At 66.6% G+C, this 18,076-nt stretch carries 14 protein-coding genes; 7 read left to right on the top strand and 7 right to left on the bottom strand.

What is annotated here, in order from left to right; all coding sequences use genetic code 11:
- Window positions 1-61 precede the first annotated feature (61 nt).
- Genes glgB through AE618_RS02120 form a run of 3 tightly spaced genes read right to left on the bottom strand, consistent with a single transcriptional unit; the run spans window position 62 to window position 8,584 of the window.
- Window positions 62-2,254, bottom strand: a complete 2,193-nt coding sequence (gene glgB / locus AE618_RS02130) for a 1,4-alpha-glucan branching protein GlgB (protein WP_054207417.1) — start codon at window positions 2,252-2,254, stop codon at window positions 62-64.
- Window positions 2,247-5,549 carry a maltose alpha-D-glucosyltransferase gene (gene treS, locus AE618_RS02125; RefSeq protein ID WP_054207416.1) on the bottom strand — a complete coding sequence of 1,101 codons (3,303 nt, stop codon included), beginning with the start codon at window positions 5,547-5,549 and terminating at the stop codon, window positions 2,247-2,249. Before treS ends, glgB begins: the two co-directional genes overlap by 8 nt.
- The gene (locus AE618_RS02120; protein ID WP_054207415.1) at window positions 5,546-8,584 is read right to left on the bottom strand and encodes an alpha-1,4-glucan--maltose-1-phosphate maltosyltransferase; all 3,039 of its coding nucleotides are present in this window, start codon (window positions 8,582-8,584) and stop codon (window positions 5,546-5,548) included. Before AE618_RS02120 ends, treS begins: the two co-directional genes overlap by 4 nt.
- Window positions 8,585-9,112: 528 nt before the next feature.
- Between AE618_RS02120 and AE618_RS02115 the strand changes: the two genes are divergently transcribed.
- The 3 genes from AE618_RS02115 (at window position 9,113) to AE618_RS02105 (ending at window position 11,623) form a co-directional block, all read left to right on the top strand.
- Window positions 9,113-9,649: a cupin domain-containing protein gene (locus AE618_RS02115; protein WP_054207435.1), complete on the top strand. Its 537-nt coding sequence runs from the start codon at window positions 9,113-9,115 to the stop codon at window positions 9,647-9,649.
- A 20-nt stretch (window positions 9,650-9,669) separates the two neighbouring features.
- Window positions 9,670-10,083, top strand: a complete 414-nt coding sequence (gene cueR, locus AE618_RS02110) for a Cu(I)-responsive transcriptional regulator (protein ID WP_054207414.1) — start codon at window positions 9,670-9,672, stop codon at window positions 10,081-10,083.
- A 118-nt stretch (window positions 10,084-10,201) separates the two neighbouring features.
- Complete coding sequence (locus tag AE618_RS02105) at window positions 10,202-11,623, top strand: M20 family metallopeptidase (RefSeq protein ID WP_054207413.1); 1,422 nt, start codon at window positions 10,202-10,204, stop codon at window positions 11,621-11,623.
- Window positions 11,624-11,644: 21 nt separating this feature from the next.
- Here AE618_RS02105 and AE618_RS02100 read toward each other — a convergent pair whose 3' ends face one another.
- Window positions 11,645-12,244 carry a YopT-type cysteine protease domain-containing protein gene (locus tag AE618_RS02100; protein ID WP_197280654.1) on the bottom strand — a complete coding sequence of 200 codons (600 nt, stop codon included), beginning with the start codon at window positions 12,242-12,244 and terminating at the stop codon, window positions 11,645-11,647.
- A 190-nt stretch (window positions 12,245-12,434) separates the two neighbouring features.
- Between AE618_RS02100 and AE618_RS02095 the strand changes: the two genes are divergently transcribed.
- Window positions 12,435-13,355, top strand: a complete 921-nt coding sequence (locus AE618_RS02095; protein WP_210166437.1) for a hypothetical protein — start codon at window positions 12,435-12,437, stop codon at window positions 13,353-13,355.
- An 8-nt stretch (window positions 13,356-13,363) separates the two neighbouring features.
- On the opposite strand, the gene AE618_RS02090 is transcribed toward AE618_RS02095, so the two are convergent.
- From AE618_RS02090 to AE618_RS02080, 3 genes are all read right to left on the bottom strand, one after another.
- Window positions 13,364-13,948 (bottom strand): amino acid synthesis family protein, encoded by a 585-nt coding sequence (locus AE618_RS02090; protein WP_054207410.1) that lies wholly within the window; start codon window positions 13,946-13,948, stop codon window positions 13,364-13,366.
- A gap of 121 nt (window positions 13,949-14,069) precedes the next feature.
- Window positions 14,070-14,657, bottom strand: a complete 588-nt coding sequence (locus AE618_RS02085) for an amino acid synthesis family protein (protein WP_054207409.1) — start codon at window positions 14,655-14,657, stop codon at window positions 14,070-14,072.
- A 13-nt stretch (window positions 14,658-14,670) separates the two neighbouring features.
- Window positions 14,671-15,861, bottom strand: coding sequence for an amidohydrolase family protein (locus AE618_RS02080; RefSeq protein WP_054207408.1), 1,191 nt, complete (start codon window positions 15,859-15,861; stop codon window positions 14,671-14,673).
- A 164-nt stretch (window positions 15,862-16,025) separates the two neighbouring features.
- Between AE618_RS02080 and AE618_RS02075 the strand changes: the two genes are divergently transcribed.
- The 3 genes from AE618_RS02075 to AE618_RS02065 form a co-directional block, all read left to right on the top strand.
- Complete coding sequence (locus tag AE618_RS02075; protein ID WP_082364927.1) at window positions 16,026-16,538, top strand: MarR family winged helix-turn-helix transcriptional regulator; 513 nt, start codon at window positions 16,026-16,028, stop codon at window positions 16,536-16,538.
- A gap of 98 nt (window positions 16,539-16,636) precedes the next feature.
- Window positions 16,637-17,512, top strand: a complete 876-nt coding sequence (locus tag AE618_RS02070; RefSeq protein ID WP_054207407.1) for an FAD binding domain-containing protein — start codon at window positions 16,637-16,639, stop codon at window positions 17,510-17,512.
- Window positions 17,509-18,076, top strand: a 568-nt coding sequence (locus AE618_RS02065; RefSeq protein WP_248310719.1) for a (2Fe-2S)-binding protein, incomplete at its 3' end; no start/stop codon positions are given. The genes AE618_RS02070 and AE618_RS02065, both read left to right, overlap by 4 nt.

Raw genomic sequence — 18,076 nt, 5'->3', positions numbered from 1 at the left:
GGCCGTGAGACCGATCCGTAGGCCATACGGATCGGCGGTCCGGCTGGTCAGGCCTTTTCGATCAGGCGCCCTCATATCTGAAGACGAGCGCCGCCAGAGGGGGGAGGATCAGCTCGGCGGAGTTCGCCTCCTCCCCATAGGGTCGGGGCTCGGCGTTGACCCCGCCGCCATTGCCGACGCCGGAGCCGCCATACTGCGTGGCATCGCTGTTGAGCACCTCGCGCCAGCGGCCGGCATGGGGCACGCCGACGCGGTAGCTATGGCGCGGAACCGGGGTCATGTTGACCACCACCAGCATCGGCGCATCCCCCTCCACCTGCCGAAGGAAGGCGAAGACGGCGTTCTCGCGATCGTTGTCGATCAGCCAGCGAAAGCCGCCCGGGACCGAGTCGGTGGCATGAAGCGCCCGGCTGTCGCGGTAGATCCGGTTGAGGTCGCCGACCAGAGCCTGGACGCCGCGATACAGGGGATCGCACAGCAGATCCCAATCGATCTCGCCGTCATGATTCCACTCGCGTCCTTGAGCGATCTCGCCGCCCATGAACAGGAGCTTCTTGCCGGGATGCATCCACATGAACGCGAAATAGGCGCGCAAGCCGGCGAATTTCGTCCAGCTGTCGCCCGGCATCTTGCCGAGCAGCGAGCCCTTTCCGTGGACGACTTCATCATGCGACAACGGCAGGATGAACTGCTCGGAATAGGCGTAGGCCATCCCGAAGGTCATCTCGCTGTGATGGTGGCTGCGATAGAGCGGATCGCGCTCCATGTACTGCAGCGTGTCGTGCATCCAGCCCATGTTCCACTTGTAGGCAAAACCGAGCCCGCCTTCGGCCGTGCTGCGGGTCACCCCGGGCCAGGCCGTCGATTCCTCGGCGATCATGATCGCGCCGGGGACCCGCTCGGCGATCACCGCATTGAGATGGCGCAGGAAGTCGACGGCTTCGAGGTTTTCGCGGCCACCATGGATATTGGGGCGCCACTCGCCGGGATGGCGGCTGTAGTCCCGGTACAGCATCGACGCCACGGCATCGACGCGCAGGCCGTCGACGTGGAAATGCTCCAGCCAGTACAGCGCGCTCGCCATCAGGAAGTTGGACACCTCGCGCCGGCCGAAATTGTAGATCAGGGTGTTCCAGTCCTTGTGGAAGCCCTCGCGCGGGTCGTCGTGCTCATACAAGGCGGTGCCGTCGAAGCGCGCGAGGCCGTGGGCGTCCGAAGGAAAGTGGGCGGGAACCCAGTCCACGATGACGCCGATCCCCTCCGCATGGCAGGCCTCGACGAAGAGGGCGAAGTCCTCGGGCTCGCCGAAGCGGCGCGTCGGCGCGAACAAGCCGAGCGGCTGATAGCCCCATGAGCCGGTGAAGGGATGCTCCGCCACCGGCAGGAGTTCGACATGGGTGAACCCCATCGCTTTGGCATAGGGCACCAGCCGGTCGGCCAGGCCGCGCCAGTCGAGCATGTCGCCGCCCGGCCCGCGCACCCAGGAGCCGGGATGCAGTTCATAGATCGAGATCGGCGTGGCAGGTCCTTGCCTGTCGGCGCGTGCGCCCATCCAGACGTCATCGCCCCAGACATGCGAGGCCTGGCGCGGGACGATCGAGGCCGTTCCGGGCGGCAGCTGGGCCGCCCTGGCCAGCGGATCGGCCTTTTGAGGCAGGAGATGGCCGTCGCGATCGACGATCTCGTATTTGTAGAACTCGCCGCTGCCGAGGCGCGGCACGAACAGTTCCCAGACGCCGCTGTCGCCGCGCCGATGCATCATGTGCCGCCGGCCGTCCCAGGAGTTGAAGGTCCCGACGACGGAGACCCGCCGCGCATTGGGGGCCCAGACCGCGAAGCGGACCCCGTGCACGCCGTCGATCGTCGCGAGGTTGGCGCCCAAGGCACGCGAGAGTTCGAGATGACGCCCCTCGCCGATCAGATGGAGGTCCAGATCTCCGAGCAGTGGCCCGTACGCGTAAGGATCCTCGGTGATCTGCGCCCCGCCTGGCCAGGTGATCTCCAGGAGATAGGGCCCGTCCGACAGAGGCCCGACGAACAGGCCCTCCGGCTCCGCGACGTGCAATGGCACGGAGTCTTTACCCTCCTGCTGCACCGAGACGGCGAGCGCTCCGGGCAGGAACGCCCGGAGGTAGCGCCCGCCGGGAGCCTGCTGCGGCCCCAGCACCGACGACGCATCGCCGAGCCGGCCCGATGCGAGAGCGACAGCCGTGGAGGTGTCCAGGGGTGGAATGTGGTCGGTCGTCTCAATCATCCTGTGCCTCTTGCGGCAACAGCTGGTCCATCAGCTCCGTCAGGCCGCGCAAGGGCACGACGAGCCATTCAGGCCGGTTGCTGACCTCGTAATTGACCTCGTAGGCCGCCTTTTCGAGCATGAAGAGATCGAGAAGGCCGGCTTCGACTGTGCCGTCGGGGTCTGCGCCTTCGACCGGCTCGCTGCCGGTGGCGTTCGTCGCCTCGCGATAGGCGTCGAGGAAAGCCTTCGGCATCGTCGCCCGGAAAGCCTCCGCCATGCTGTCGTAGCGCTGTTCCTGGACAATCGCCGCGCCGGAGCGCCGCCCCGCCGCGAGCGCATAGTCGATCGACCGCAGGATGCCGGCCACGTCGCGCCAGCCGCTGTCCTTGGCGCGGCGCTCGGATAGCGGCTGGGCGGGTTCGCCCTCGAAGTCGATGATCATCACGTCGCCGCTCGCCACCAGGACCTGCCCGAGGTGGAAGTCGCCGTGAATCCGGTGCAGCAGCGCGCCCTCGCCGGCGCGGCACAGCCGCTCGATGAGCTCAAGCAAAGGTTTCCGGCGCCGCAGCACGCTGTCGGCCAGCGCCTGCTCCGCCTCGGCGAGAGTATCCCTGCGGCTGCTCAGGTTCTCGCAGGCCACCTCGACCCGGCCGCGAATGCGGGCCAGCCAGCGCTGGACCTGCTCGTCGTCTGCGGGCGTGGGTGCGAACGCCTCATCCTCGCTGGGCTGCGCCAGCACGAGATGCATCTCGCCGAGACGTTGGCCCAGTGTCCGCGCGAATGTCTCATATGTCGCCAGCTGGTTTTCCAGATCGGCGTCCTCGCGCGACATCTCGTCGACGACGCGGCCGAGATAGGCGGCGGTCCATTCCCAGGCATCGCCTTCGCCGGGGATGAAGGCCTGGATCACGGCCATGACCTCCTGCTCGCCCTCGGCCGGGACATGGACGATCTCGCCGAGCAGCGCGGGCGCGTTTCGGAATCCGCGCTGCGTCAGCATGCGCGACATTTCGGCTTCCGGGTGCTGACCAGGCGCGAGTCGCCTAAACAGCTTGAGCATCACCTTGTGATCGATGATGACCGAAGAGTTGGACTGTTCGGCCGAGAGCCAGCGGACCGGATCCTCAGGCTTCACCTCGATCTCTGCGAAGGCAGCCGTCGGCCTGAAGAAGACTTCCCCCACCGCGCTCTTGATCGAGGCGCCTGCCTTCAGCAGTGCAAGCAATTCATGGATGAAGCCCGGCAGCGCAAAGGCGTCGGTCAGGAACCCGGTGCGGCGACCGCGCCTGACCCGGGCGAGTGCGAGCTGCTGGGGAAGTGCGGCGACGACCTCATCATCCCAGCCGATGCCCAGCGGCAGGAGGTAACGCTCGGTGCCGCCGGCATGGGTCGCTTCCACCGCCATCAGCGCAGCCTCACGCCCACTGCCGATCCGCGCGGTGTAGGCGATGCGGGCGCTTTCGAGTTTTTGATCCTTGGCGGCAAACCAGCGGCGCTTGGAAAGATAGGACGGCAGGATGGAGGTCTCGAACTCGCGGCGCGATTGCGGCGTGATCATCTCGTCCGCGCTGCCCTTGAGCACGAAGGTCGTATAGTCGGGCATCGGCTCGGGGGTCTGCGCCAGCCAGGACGGAGCCTTGGCGTCCTCCGCGAGAACGAACCAGTAGAAGCCGTAGGGCGGCAGCGTCATCAGATAGGTCAGCTGTCCGATGGCCGGGAAGATGGAGTTGCCGAGCATCTCCACCGGGTGGCGGCCGGCGAATTCCGAGAGATCGAGTTCGAAGGCCTGGGCGGAGCGCGACAGGTTGGCGACGCAAAGGATGGTCTCGCCCTCATATTCGCGCAGATAGGCGAAGGCCTTGCGGTTCTTCGGATAAAGGAAGCGCAGGGTCCCGCGGCCGAAGGCCTTGTGCTCCTTTCGCGCCGCCAAGATGCGCCGCGTCCAGTTCAGCAGGGAATGCGGGTCGCGAGTCTGCGCCTCGACATTGACGGCGTCGAAACCGTAGAGCGGGTCCATCACCGGCGGCAGGACAAGGCTGGCCGGATCGGCCTTCGAGAAGCCGCCATTGCGATCGGGCGACCATTGCATCGGCGTGCGCACGCCGTCGCGATCTCCCAGGAAGATGTTGTCGCCCATGCCGAGCTCGTCGCCGTAATAGATCACCGGCGTGCCGGGCATCGAGAGCAGCAGGCTGTTCATCAGCTCGATGCGCCGCCGGTCGCGCTCCAGCAGCGGCGCGAGGCGGCGGCGGATGCCGAGATTGATGCGCGCGCGCTTGTCGGTGGCGTAGAAATTCCAGAGGTAGTCCCGCTCCTTGTCGGTCACCATCTCGAGCGTCAGCTCGTCGTGGTTGCGCAGGAAGATCGCCCACTGGCACGCCTCTGGAATGTCCGGCGTCTGGCGCATGATGTCGGTGATTGGGAAGCGGTCTTCCTGCGCGATCGCCATGTACATCCGCGGCATCAGCGGGAAGTGGAAGGCCATGTGGCACTCGTCGCCGTCGCCGAAATAGGCCTGCGTGTCCTCCGGCCACATATTCGCTTCGGCCAGCAGCATCCGGTCGGGAAACGAGGCGTCAAGTTCCGCCCGGATCTTCTTCAGGACGTCGTGGGTCTCGGGGAGGTTTTCATTCGAGGTGCCGTCCCGCTCGATCAGATAGGGCACCGCATCGAGCCGCAGCCCGTCGACGCCGAGATCGAGCCAGAAGCGCATCACGCCGAGCACGGCCTTCAGGACGGCGGGGTTGTCGAAGTTGAGGTCGGGCTGGTGCGAGTAGAAGCGATGCCAGAAATAGGCGCCGGCCGTCTCGTCCCAGGTCCAGTTCGAGCGCTCGGTGTCGAGGAAGATGATGCGCGTGCCGGAATAGAGCTGGTTGTTGTCGGACCAGACATAGAAGTTGCGATGCGGCGAGCCGGGCTTCGCCACCCGGGCACGCTGAAACCAGGGGTGCTGGTCGGAGGTGTGGTTGATAACGAGCTCGGTGATGACGCGCAGGCCGCGCTCATGGGCGGCCCGGATGAAGCGCTTCACATCGGCGGCCGTGCCGTAATCGGGGTGCACGCCCTTGTATTCCGAGATGTCGTAGCCGTCGTCGAGCCGCGGCGACGGATAGAACGGCAGGAGCCAGACCACATTGACGCCGAGCCCGACGATATAATCGAGCTTGGCGATCAGGCCCGGAAAATCGCCGATGCCATCTCCGTTCGCATCGAAGAACGACTTCACATGCAGCTGGTAGATAATGGCGTCCTTGTACCATTGCGGATCGCTCGCAAGGGCTTCGGTTTCGACGATGCCGTCGGTCGCAGTCATAGGGAGGCACTTTCAGGCGCGCTGAGGCGCCAGATCGAGAAGGGAGTGTCGGAGGGGTCGAGATGGATGGTCTGCGTCTTGCCGTGCCAGCTGAAGCGATGGCCGCGCATCAGGTCCTCGACCTCGACGGCGGCGTCGTCGGCCAGCCCGAACTCCCAGAGCGGGACCTCGACCGCCGCGCTGTGCGCGTTGAAGGGATCGAGATTGACGGCCACGAGAATGATCTCGCCGCGCCCCGGCGCCCGCTTGCCGAAATAGAGAATGTTGTCGTTGAAGGCGTTATAGAAGGTCAGGCCGAGATGGCTCTGCAGCGCGCGATGGCTGCGCCGGATCAGGTTGAGCCGCGTGATCTCGGCGATGATGTTGCCGGGCGCCTGCCAGTCGCGCGGCCTGATCTCGTATTTCTCGCTGTCGAGATACTCTTCCTTGCCGGGAATTGCGGCGGACTCGCAGAGTTCGAAGCCGGAATAGACGCCCCAGAGGCCAGACAGCGTCGCCGCCAGCGCCGCCCGGATCAGGAAGCCCGGCCGCCCGGACTGATGCAGGAAGGCCGGATTGATGTCGGGCGTGTTGACGAAGAAATGCGGACGGAAGACATCGCTTGCCGGCGCCTGGTTGAGCTCCGTCAGATACGCCGTCAGTTCCGCCTTGGTGTTGCGCCAGGTGAAGTAGGTGTAGGACTGCGAGAAGCCGACCTTGCCGAGCCGGTACATCACCTTGGGTCGGGTGAAGGCCTCGGCCAGGAAGAGCACCCCAGGATCACGCGAGCGGATATCGGCGATTAGCCACTCCCAGAACGGGAAGGGCTTGGTATGCGGGTTGTCGACGCGGAAGATCCGCACGCCCTCGTCGACCCAGCCCTGGACGACGTCGCGCAAGGCGACCCAAAGCTCAGGAACCGCATCGCCGGCGTAGAAGTCGACATTGACGATGTCCTGGTACTTCTTCGGCGGGTTCTCGGCGTAGCGCATCGAACCGTCGGGCCGCCACTGGAACCAGCCCGGATGCTGCGTCAGCCAGGGATGGTCGGGCGAGCACTGGATCGCGAAGTCGAGCGCGATCTCGAGGCCATGGTCCGCAGCTTGGCGCACCAGCGCGCGGAAATCCTCGCGGCTGCCGAGTTCGGGATGGATCGCGTCATGCCCGCCATCGCCGGAGCCGATCGCATAGGGGCTGCCCGGATCTGTGGATGACGGCGTCAGCGTGTTGTTGCGGCCCTTGCGGTTGGTCTTGCCGATCGGGTGGATCGGCGGGAAATAAAGCACGTCGAAGCCCATCGCCTTGACGGCGGGCAGACGGCCGATGACGTCCCGAAAGGTTCCGTGACGCGCGGGGGTGTCGGTGATCGAGCGCGGGAACAGCTCGTACCAGCTCGAAAACGCGGCCGCCTCGCGGTCGGCCTCGACCGGGAAGGTCATGTCGGCGCCCGTCGCATGCGGCTTGGGATCGGCGCGCGTCATCGCCGCATCGAGCGGCTCGGCCAGCAGCACCGACGCGTCCTCGGACTGCGACGCTCCCAGGCGCCGCAGGTGATCCTCGATCACCGCGCGGTCCTCAGGAGCCGCAGTGCCGATGAATGTCTCCAGGATCAGGCGGCCTTCCCTGACCTCCAGCGCGATATCCAGCCCCGCATCGCGCTTCTTGACCAGATCGCGACGGAAGGTGCCGAACTCGCTCCACCAGGCCTCGACCGCGAAGCGATGGCGCCCCATCCGCAACAGCGGAAAGTGGCCGTGCCAGCGATCGTTGACGACGAAGCGCATCGGAGCGCGCGACCAGGCCGTCTCGTCCCCGGCCTGCCAGAGAAGCTCGGCTGCCAGCACCTCGTGGCCGTCGCTGAAGATGTCGGCCGTGACCTCGACGAGATCGCCAACGCTGCGCTTCACCGGAAAGCGGCCGTCATCGACGACGGGGCTCACAGCCTCGATCGCGATGCGTTGGGACTCCAGCCGCCCACTATCGTCCAGTGTGGCCGGGGCGGCAGCCGTGACCGCCAAGCGATCTTTCAGGGAGATGACTCTTCCCTCGGCCGGGGGGAGTTCGAGGCTCGCGTCCTCAACCGGCTCCACGCCGAGCCGCGCTGTCGCAAGCGCGACATCGGGAGCCACGGCGCTGACGAGGTCCTGGTTCAACAGGACGAGTTGGCGCGCTGAAGCATGGCTTCGCAGGATGATGTCGAGATCCTGCCCGAGTTCGAGCGCCCGCATCGATCCACCGGGGCCCGCCGGAATGGAGGCCAACGCCCGGTTGGCCTCGATCACGGCCTCCTGAAGATCGGTGCCCCCGCGCGAAGCCTCCCCGAAATCCTCGGCCTCAGCGTGGAGGAAAGGCACCTCCATTCCAAACTCGTAGCCCATCGGCATGAGCCAGCCATCAGCGAGCAAAGCCGCATCCATCAGGGCGCGCTGGCGGTTCCTGGTTGGGCTCACGGCCGACATCGCGGGACGCCGCGCTGAGAACGGATCCTCGGGACATCCGATGAGCCCCGCAGACGGAGCCACTGCGTTGTACTCCTCGATGAGCCAGGGCTCGCGCCCACCCCACCAGGCGACCGAAGAGGGCACGAAATCGAAGACGCCTCCGGCCGCGATCCGCTCCTGACGCGGCGCACCCGGCATCCATGCCCATGCCTGGAAACGCGGATCGGCCTGCCGAGCAGGCGCCAGGATCTGCCGCCAGATCTCGAGCGATACCGCCTGCGCTGCGTGACAGCGGACACCGGAGATGCCGAGATCCTGCCATTCCAGGAGCTGGTCCTGCCAGAACGGGATCAGGCGCCGGCAGGCTTCTCCATCACCGAACGCGGCTGCGACCTCTTTGGTGGACAGGATTTCACGGGGGTCGAGCGCGTCTCGTCTGTGCTCGATCCAGCAGCCGGGCAATTGCGCCGCCAGCGGACCGCCGGCGTCTGCCCGCCCCACCGCCAGATCGATCCAGAGCTGGAGCCCGGCGTTGCGGCAGGCATCCGCCAGATCCCGAATAAGCGTTGCTGCGTCTTGCCCGTCGACGCTGGCAACGTCATGGGTCAGGAACATGTCGCGAGTTATGGAAAACGGCCACGCCAGCAAGATGTGCGTGAAACCCAGCTCCGCCGCGCGACGAACATCATCGCCCCAAGCATGGCCGGCGCCTCCCAGACGCGGGTGCAGATAATAAATCCGAGGGCCAGATCGTGGCTTTATGGTCCTGGTGCGCTCGCTGTCCGTGACACCGGACAGCTGCTCCTCATATGTCGCCACTTGATGTCCGCCCTCGATATTGAAGCTCGGATACCAACGGGCGGATGGCTGGGCAGTTCCACGCAAAGCGCACTTGCCCCTTTGCCCCGGGCGCCGTCTTCTCGTCCCGGCCGAGTCGCGTTCTCGAAGGCCGCGGCGTGGTTTCAGCCGCGCCTGCGCGTCGCCCTCGCGCCTCTGCCTGACCGCATCGCGTGGGGAATCAGCGAAGTCCGGAGGCCCGGAGCGACGGCATTGCCTCGGCTGATCCCGCTGCAGAGGCGCCGTCGACGAAGGCGGTTTCGGTGGATGCCGTCCTGGTCTAACCTGCGCCCACAGGAGCACATGATGGCCGACCACGAACACGACCATTCGCATGACGAACCGCATGCCCACGATCACCACCACGGCCATGCCGATGAGCCGCGCTGGAAGCATGACGGCGTGCGCGTCGTCACCGGCGACAAGCTCGATTCCAACACGGCGCAGACGCCCGGCATGTTCCGGCAGGCGGCGATCAACCACGCCCGCGTCGGCGCGCAGAAGATTTGGGCCGGCACGGTCTCGATCCAGCCCAACGCCAAGACGGGGGTCCACCATCACGGCGAACTGGAAAGCGTGATCTATGTCGTGCGCGGCAAGGCGCGGATGCGCTGGGGCGAGCGGCTCGAATTTGTCGCCGAGGCCGGCCCGGGCGACTTCATCTACGTGCCGCCCTACGTTCCGCATCAGGAGATCAACGCCGACCCGGACAATCCGCTCGAATGCGTGCTGGTGCGATCCGACAATGAGGCGGTGGTGGTCAACATCACGGATGTCGATCCGGTCGAGGCTCCCGAGTCGGTCTATTGGGTCGATCCGATCCACAAGCATCCGCCGGGCTGAATGGGGCCGGAGGGGCAGGCATGAACATCGGCGAAGCGGCGAAGCGCTCCGGCGTCAGCGCCAAGATGATCCGCTACTATGAGAGCATCGGCCTGATCGAGGCCGCGCAGCGGACGCAGGCTCAGTACCGCGTCTACGAGGCGGAGGACGTGCATACGCTGCGTTTCGTCCGGCGCTCGCGCCATCTCGGCTTTTCGCTGGAGGAAACGCGGGCGCTGCTGGCGCTGTGGCGCGACAAGAGCCGGGCCAGCGCCGATGTGAAGCAACTCGCCATGGCGCATGTCGGCGATCTCGAGGCCAAGGCGGCCGAACTGCAGGCGATGGCGGACACGCTGCGTCATCTCGCCGAGCACTGCCATGGCGACGGCCGGCCCGATTGTCCGATCCTGAGTGATCTCGCAGCGTCGCCTGCCCCGGCCGGAGCGTGCTGCTGAACAGGCCGCCACTTCCATTGCGAGAGACCGCCCTGAAATCGTCCCGGCCATGCGTGTGGCGGCTGGACTGGACAGGGCACGATTGGTCATATGCCGGCCTGACCAAGGCAGGACCATCATGGACAACCGAAACGATCTCTGGCGCCACGTCGATGCCAACAAGGAGCGCCTGATCGCGCTGAGCGAACGGGTCTGGGGCATGCCCGAGGTCTGCTACACCGAAACGCGTTCCAGCGCCGAGCATGAGGCCGAACTCGCCCATCAGGGCTTCCGCGTCACCAAGGGCATCGCCGACATCCCGACCTCCGTGATCGGCGAAGCCGGCGAAGGTGGCCCCGTGATCGCGTTCATGGGCGAGTACGACGCCCTGCCCGGCCTGTCCCAAGAGGCCGGCGTCGCGAGTCACAGCCCGGTCGAGACCGGCGGCCACGGACATGGCTGCGGCCACAATCTGCTGGGCTCGGCGGCCATGCTCGCCGCCGTGGCGATGAAGGAGTGGCTCGCCGAGAACAAGCTGCCCGGCCGTGTGCGCTATTATGGCTGCCCGGCCGAAGAAGGCGGCGCGGCCAAGGCCTTCATGGTCCGCGCCGGCGCCTTCGACGACGTCGATGTCGCGATCTCCTGGCACCCATCGAGCTTCTGGGAGGTGGCGCCGCCGCTGGCGCTCGCCAACACCCGCGCCGATTTCGTCTTCACCGGCCGCACCGCGCATGCCGCCGCCGCGCCCCATCTCGGCCGCAGCGCGCTCGATGCGGTCGAGCTGATGAATGTCGGCGTCAACTACATGCGCGAGCATATGCCCAGCGATGCCCGCGTACACTACGCCGTGCTCGACACCGGCGGCATCGCGCCCAACGTCGTCCAGGCCCATGCGCGCGTCCGCTACTCGATTCGTGCCCGCGACCTGCGCGGCATGCTCGAACTCGTGCAGCGCGTGAAGAAGATCGCCGAAGGCGCGGCGCTGATGACCGAAACCAAGATGGAAATGCGGATCGTCAGCGCGGTCTCCGACCTGCTCGGCAACACGCCGCTGGAGCAGGCCCTGCATGGCGTCATGGAAGAGCTCGGCCCGCCGCATTTCGACGACGCCGACCGCGCCTTCGCACAAGACATCCGCAAGACGCTGCAGCCGCAGGAGATCGCCTCGATCTGGCGCACGATCGGCATGGAGGATTCCGGCGCGCCGCTGGCCGATTTCCTCGTCCCGCTCGACGCCAAGCGCAACCCTGCGATCGGCTCGACCGATATCGGCGATGTCAGCTGGGCGGTCCCGACCGTGCAGGCCCACGCGCCGACGGTCGCGATCGGCACGCCGTTCCACACCTGGCAGGTCGTCGCCCAGGGCAAGACACCGGCCGCACACAAGGCGATGGTCCATGTCGCCAAGGCGATGGCCGCGACCGGGGCCGCGGTCCTGCTCGATCCCGCGCTGATGGCGGCCGCCAAGGCCGACCACAAGAAGAAGCTCGGCGCGGAGGGCTACACCTCGCCGCTTCCGCCCGAGGTGAAGCCGCCGCTGACGATGTCGCTCGGCGGCTGATCTGACGATAGCGGCCTGGGCCTAACGGTCGGCGGCCGCCGTCGTGCGGTGGAAAATCGTTGTGGTGGCGTAGAGCGGGATCTTGCGCATGAGGTCGTCGACGATCTCGGCGCAACAGCCATAGGTCCCGACATATTCGCCGATATTCGGATCGAAGACGTGGATCTTCTGGTCGAAGCCGTAGGGCTGCGGCTCTATCCGGTTGAACCCGGCGATGGCGTGCCCGCCGCCGCCGGCGAAGCGCATCGACCATGTCGCCGCGGCCCCCGGCGCGCGCAGGTCGTCTGACATCTTCTGGATCATGCCGCTGCGGCCGGCATGCAGCTTCATGTCGACAAAGGTCTGCTCGTCGAAGTCGATGCCGACGCGCGCGCCCATATGGCGGCGCGCATCGTCGCGGCCGAGCACCTTGCGCAGCTTACCGTAGCGGCGCTGGTGGTTCTCGGCCCGGCCGAAATCGACTGCGAGCGCCTGCAGCCGATTGCGCGGAGCCGCCCCAGGAGCCAGAAACAGGGATTCCAGCCAGAGGTCGCAGAGCGCGACGCAGACGCCATTGCGCGTCTCGGGGTCGGCTGCGTTCAGGAAGTTCCCCTGATGGAAGCCGGTGAGCGTGAATGTCATCAGGGGGACTCCGTTTCGCGCAGCGATCATGCCTCGCGGGGTAGTCTCCTCAACCTGCCCTCGGGTTTCGTGCCGACGCGCTTTTCATCGCCACACGCATTCAGCGCAGCGATGGGAGCACGATGAACTCTCTCTTTTGCGGATGTCGCACGCGCCGGATGGCCTGGCTCGACGCTCAGTGAGCCTACGATTGCTTGTTCCTTCAGGAACAGTCTGCAGCGATCGAAAGGACCACTCTCCTTCTCGACGGTTTGCCAACGAGGGGGAAATACCGATGGTTGCTGCACTCGAAATGAACCCGGCTTCCGCAGGCCTGAAGCCTGCCTCCTGGCCACCGGCCACGTCCGACAAGCGCGGCGTGATGGTTACCAGGACGGACTCTTTCGAGACGCTGTGCGCCCGCGAGAAGATCCCCTTCGGAGCATTCGTGATGTTCAATTTCGGCATAGACATCGCGGATCCGGCGCTGCGCAACAGATGGCCGAAAGTGCTGAACTACTACCTTCGCACGCTGCTGAAATGCACCTCGCTGACCCCGGGCGGCAATTATCGCTTCAGCGGCGGCGAAACGCTCTACGTGCCGGTCGCGGCCGCTCCGCCGATCGTTAGCCGCCCCCGGGAGAAGAAATACGACAAGCAGGGGCTCATCGAGTGGTTCAATACGGAAATGATTCCACGGCGGACCGAGCCTGCCGGAACGAACATCGACCGCTTCCGCTATTTCGGCGAGCAGAGCAACCCGAACGGGCTTTGCGGCGCGGCAGCCAACTTTGTCTTCGACGAGAGCCCGGCGATGCTGGACGGGGTTCAGGTCGGCTTTGTGCTCTGGCAGCAGGGTCCACTGTTCACCCACATCGCCAACATCATCGTGCCGACCGGCTTCCGAGTCCGCCGCTTCGAGCGCAACTCGTCCAATGGCGTCGATGATGTGACCCCCGACCGCTACCGCACAGGCAGTAATGATTGGCCGACGGTCAGCCAGTTCACCGTACTCGACCTCTATTTCAAGAAGGTCCAGTCCCTCGACGCCTGGTGGCGGTCCGTCGCCTATCTCGGATCCGGAACGCTGACGATCGACAGCACCGGCCAGTTCATGAACGACGTCGACTGAAAACCGCTCTAGCGCAGCCCGTCCTCGCCCTTGATCTGGTCCTTGGTCAGCCCGCCGATGCGCGGCAAAGGCCGGCCTGAATCGGTCACCGCGATCGCGACCAGGATTTCGCCCGCGCGCGGCGCGTCGGTCACTCGCACCTCGACCGCATCGAAATGCGAGCGCACGAAGGCTGCGTCCTTGTGACCGAGTGGCACGTCGATCGGCGTGCCGAGCCCGCCGCGCTTCTTGGCGGACGGGATCAGCGCCGGCCCCTTGCCGAGCGCGGCGCGTACGGGCGTGCCGAGCTTGGGATGCAGGATCGCGGCGGCATGTTCGAGCTCGCCCCCCTCGCCGACGATCGCGGCCTTGCCGAAGCTCTCGGCCTGCCCGGGCTCGATGCCCAGCGCCGCGAGGCAGCGCCTGGTCAGGAGATCGCCGAGCTCGACGCCGATCTCGGTCAGCTCCGAGAGGTCTTCCTGATAGCGCCCGGCGAAGGGGTTAGCGATGACGGCGACAGACACTGCGCGGCGCGTCGGCGGCGCAATCGTCTTGCCGGATTCGACAAGGGTTTCATCGACCTGCGTCAGGATCTTGCGGATGTTGGCGGGCATCGTGGGCTCCGGCGTCAATGAAGAGGGTCGAGAAGCACGTCATGCTCGGGCTTGACCCGAGCATCTCCTGCAAGCGATTCTCGGGTCTGCGCTACGCTCCGCCCGAGAATGACGACGCCCATCACCGCTGGCCGTCCCAGACGCTGATCTGGTCGGCGCGCAGGCCGCCGACGCGCTCATGGATGCGCGCGCCCGTGGTCATCACCAGGATCAGCACCATCTCGTCGGCCTGGGGCGAGCCCGGCACACCGATCTCAACCGCGCCGAAATGGCTGCGGACGTAAGCCGCGTTGACATGGGTCACGGGAATGTCGATGCGAGCGCCGGGGCCTGCGACCTTCTTGGTCGAGGGCACGATCGCTTTGGCGTTGCCGAGAATCTCGCGCATGGCGTAGCCGCCCGGCACATGCCAGAGCGCGCCATGCTCCAATTCGCCGGCCGAGCCGATGATCGCGCCCTTGCCATAGCCCTCGACGGTCGCGGGGTCGCCGCCGAGCGCGTTGAGGCAGCGCGTCGCCATCTCCAGCCCCGCCGGCTTCAGGGCCTCCATCATCGGCATGATGTCGGGCTCGTAGCGGCCGGCATAGGGGTTGGTCAGCACCGCGCAGACTGACGCGATGCGCTCGGTGCGGCCGGGCAAGGGGCCGAACTCGTGGAAGATTTCCTCGACGGAGGTCTGGATGCGGCGGATCTCGATGAGGTCGGTCATCAGGCTCGTCCCGTCACAATATGGCAGGGGCGGTGTTGGCCGGCGGCGTCGAGCGCGAGCGGCCCGTCCGCACCAGCCCGTCGATCACCACCATGCCGATGCCGGGAATGTCGCCGAGCGACACGGCTTCGAGCAGATCCTTGCCGGAGGAGTGCTGCGGTTTGTCGAGGAAGACGAAGTCGGCCGGATAGCCCACGGCGATCAAACCCGCATCGAGCGAGCGCTTGCGGGCGACATTGCCGGTGGCGAGGCAGAACGCCTGCTCGGCCGGCAGGTTGCCCAGGCTCGCCAGCAGCGTGATCATCCGCAGGATGCCGTTGGGCTGGACGCCAGAGCCGGCGGGCGCATCGGTGCCGATCAGCACGTCGGCGAGACGACCGGCTTCCAGGGCCGCTTCGAGCGCCACGAGCGCCGATTTCTCGTTACCGTTATGGACAACCTCGAGCGCGCCCTTCGCCCGCTCGCAGAGGATGCGGATATCGGCATGGGCGATCGAGGTCGGCCCGCCATTGATGTGGCTGACGACATCGGGCTGGGCCTCCAGCACGTCGTCCTTGTTGACGAAATGCGAGCCGGCGATCGAGGGGCCGCCCGTGTGCATGATGGTCTCGAGCCCGATCTCGCGGCACCAGTCCGCCACGCGCTTGGCATCCGCTCCCTTGGCGACGGTGCCGAGCCCGATCTCTCCGATATGGCGGATGCCGAGCGCCTTCAGTTCCTCGAAGACCTCGCGGCCGAAATCGAGTTCGGCCACGGGCGCGCCGGCCAGCACCTTGGCGCCGGCCGGGCGGAAGTTCTGGAAGCAGCGTTGTGCGGTCACCGCCAGCGCCTTGACGCCGATGGCATCCTTCGGCCGGCCCGGCAGATGCACCTCGCCGGCCGAGACCAGAGTGGTGACGCCGCCATTCACGCCCATCTCGATCCAGCCGAGCTGGTTCTGGCGCGGCGTCCAGTCGCCGAAGACCGGGTGGCAATGCGAGTCGATCAGGCCCGGTGACAGGCCCGAGCCTTTCGCGTCGATCGTCTGGTCGGCGCCGGAGAGGTCGAGATCGGCGGCCTTGCCGACCGCGCTGATGCGGCCGTCGATGGCGATGATCGTATCCGCGTCGAGGATCGGGCTGGAGAGATCGCCCGAGAGCAGCAGCCCGATATTGCGGACGACCAGCTTGCCCTTGGCGGCGCCTGCCGCAACGTCGTGAGCCATCTGGTTCTCCGTAGCCGAACCCCGCTCGATCCCACGCCAGGGGACAAGCCGCGATTGAGTGTGTAATAACAATCATGGACAGCGTTGCGGCGGCTGGCAAGAGGCAGGGCGTAGCCTCCCAGTCCGACCGCTTGCAGACGTCGTCGAGGAGGCGGTGGCGGAGCATGACGAGCAGCGAGACCAGCGCCACCGACGCCGCGGCCGAGCCGGCAACCGACGCTTCGCCACGCCAGCGCAGGGCTGGCCCTGCCGTCGCCGCGCCCAACAGCTACGTCCTCGACGAGCAGGTCGGCTTCCTGATGCGCCGGGCCCAGCAGCGCCATATCGCGATCTTCCAGCGCATCATGGGCGATGACGGCCCGACCCCGACCCAGTTCGCCGCAATGTCGAAACTGAGCGGCGGCGAGGAGATTTCGCAAAACCAGCTCGGTCGCATGACCGCGATGGATCCCGCCACGATCAAGGGCGTCATCTCGCGCCTGGCGGATCGCGGTCTGGTCGAGCGCCTGTCCGATCCCGACGACCAGCGCCGCGTGCGCGTCCGCCTGACGCCCAAGGGACTGGCGGCGATCCCCGGCCTGATCGAGAAGGCCCGAGCCATCACTGCCGCGACGCTTTCGCCCTTGTCGCGGGAAGAGGCGGAGCGTCTGCTGGGACTTTTGGCGCGTCTGGATTGAGCAGCGGCTGCCTGCAAAATCCGCTTGCGCCAGCTTGTTTGTATACTAACAATAATCAGCAAGGTTTTGTAAGCCGTCACACCGGATGGGAGCTGGCCATGACGCGCTATCTGCGACCCCGGACGCTGGAAGAGGCGCTCGCGCTGCGGGCCGAGTCGCCTGATCTGACGATCCTGGCTGGCGGAACCGACGTCTATCCGGTGCGCACGCATCGCACCGCCTGGTTCGAACCCCACGGCCGCGACATGCTCGATCTCAGCGCCGTGCCCGAACTCGGCGGGATCATCGCTGGCGCTGAGGGCACCCGCATCGGCGCGACCGCGACTTGGAGTGCCATCGCCGGCGCTGCGCTTCCGCCAGCGTTCGAGGTACTGAAACAGGCCAGCCGCCAGGTCGGTGGCGTCCAGATCCAGAACCGCGGCACGGTCGGCGGCAATCTCTGCAACGCTTCCCCCGCCGCCGACGGCGTACCGCCGCTGCTGGCGCTCGATGCGCAGGTCGAGCTCGCCAGCCTGCGCGGACGACGGCGCCTGCCGCTTGGCGAATTCGTGCTCGGCAACCGCCGCACCGCGCTCGCCGTCGACGAGATCCTGGTTGCGCTCCATGTTCCCCCGCAGGCGGAGACGGCGCGCTCGACCTTCCTGAAGCTCGGCGCCCGGGCCTATCTCGTCATCTCGATCGCCTCCGTCGCCGCGGTGATCGCGACCGACGCGGCCGGACGGATCGCTTCCGTGACAATCGCGCTCGGGGCCTGTTCGGCGGTGCCGCAGCGACTGACAGGGCTCGAGGAACGGCTGGTCGGGCTGGCTGCAACGCCTGCCCTCGCCGAAACCGTGTCGGCGGAGGATCTCGCCACACTGTCGCCGATCGACGATGTCCGCGCCAGCGCCGGCTATCGCCGCGAGGCTGCTCTGGTGCTGGTGCGCCGGGCGCTCGCCGGGCTGCTGTCCTCGCAGATGGAGGTCGCCGCGTGAACCTGCATGACCGCTCCGCCGTCGCCCAGACCCCGACCGACGACGCCATCGGTTTTAGCCTCAACGGCTGCGACGTCGTCTTGCGCGATGCCCCCGACACCCGCCTGAGCGAGGCGCTGCGGACGAGCCTCGGTGCGACCGGCACCAAGGTCGGTTGCGATGCCGGCGATTGCGGCGCCTGCACCGTGCTGATCGACAAGGCGCAGGCCTGCGCCTGCCTGGTGCCGGTCGGACAGGTTGCGGGCTGCGAGGTCGTCACCGTCGAGGGATTGGCAGCCGACGGTCTAGGCGCCGCCTTGCAGCGGGCCTTTCATGCCCATGGCGCGGCCCAGTGCGGCATCTGCACGCCGGGCATGCTGATGGCGGCCTATGATCTGCTTCTGCGCAATCCGACGCCCGATGAGAGCGAGACACTGGATGCTCTCGGCGGCGTGCTGTGCCGCTGCACCGGTTATCTGAAGATCATCGAGGCGGTCAGGGACGCGCATCGGTTCTTGGATAGTGATGCAAGGCACGACACCGCCAGTCCCCCTCCCCCCGCTTGCGGTGGGGAGGGGTTAGGGG

Source organism: Allobosea vaviloviae, from assembly GCF_001298265.1.
GTDB classification, from domain to species: domain Bacteria; phylum Pseudomonadota; class Alphaproteobacteria; order Rhizobiales; family Beijerinckiaceae; genus Allobosea; species Allobosea vaviloviae_B.
Note: the sequence above shows the minus strand (reverse complement) of the source record. Positions and strands in the feature narration are given on the sequence as shown.

Coding starts and splice junctions, on each gene's coding strand:
- glgB (WP_054207417.1), bottom strand. CDS start 2,254: ATGATTGAGACGACCGACCACATTCCACCCCTGGACACCTCCACGGCT.
- treS (WP_054207416.1), bottom strand. CDS start 5,549: ATGACTGCGACCGACGGCATCGTCGAAACCGAAGCCCTTGCGAGCGAT.
- AE618_RS02120 (WP_054207415.1), bottom strand. CDS start 8,584: ATGTTCCTGACCCATGACGTTGCCAGCGTCGACGGGCAAGACGCAGCA.
- AE618_RS02115 (WP_054207435.1), top strand. CDS start 9,113: ATGGCCGACCACGAACACGACCATTCGCATGACGAACCGCATGCCCAC.
- cueR (WP_054207414.1), top strand. CDS start 9,670: ATGAACATCGGCGAAGCGGCGAAGCGCTCCGGCGTCAGCGCCAAGATG.
- AE618_RS02105 (WP_054207413.1), top strand. CDS start 10,202: ATGGACAACCGAAACGATCTCTGGCGCCACGTCGATGCCAACAAGGAG.
- AE618_RS02100 (WP_197280654.1), bottom strand. CDS start 12,244: ATGACATTCACGCTCACCGGCTTCCATCAGGGGAACTTCCTGAACGCA.
- AE618_RS02090 (WP_054207410.1), bottom strand. CDS start 13,948: ATGCCCGCCAACATCCGCAAGATCCTGACGCAGGTCGATGAAACCCTT.
- AE618_RS02085 (WP_054207409.1), bottom strand. CDS start 14,657: ATGACCGACCTCATCGAGATCCGCCGCATCCAGACCTCCGTCGAGGAA.
- AE618_RS02080 (WP_054207408.1), bottom strand. CDS start 15,861: ATGGCTCACGACGTTGCGGCAGGCGCCGCCAAGGGCAAGCTGGTCGTC.
- AE618_RS02075 (WP_082364927.1), top strand. CDS start 16,026: ATGACGAGCAGCGAGACCAGCGCCACCGACGCCGCGGCCGAGCCGGCA.
- AE618_RS02070 (WP_054207407.1), top strand. CDS start 16,637: ATGACGCGCTATCTGCGACCCCGGACGCTGGAAGAGGCGCTCGCGCTG.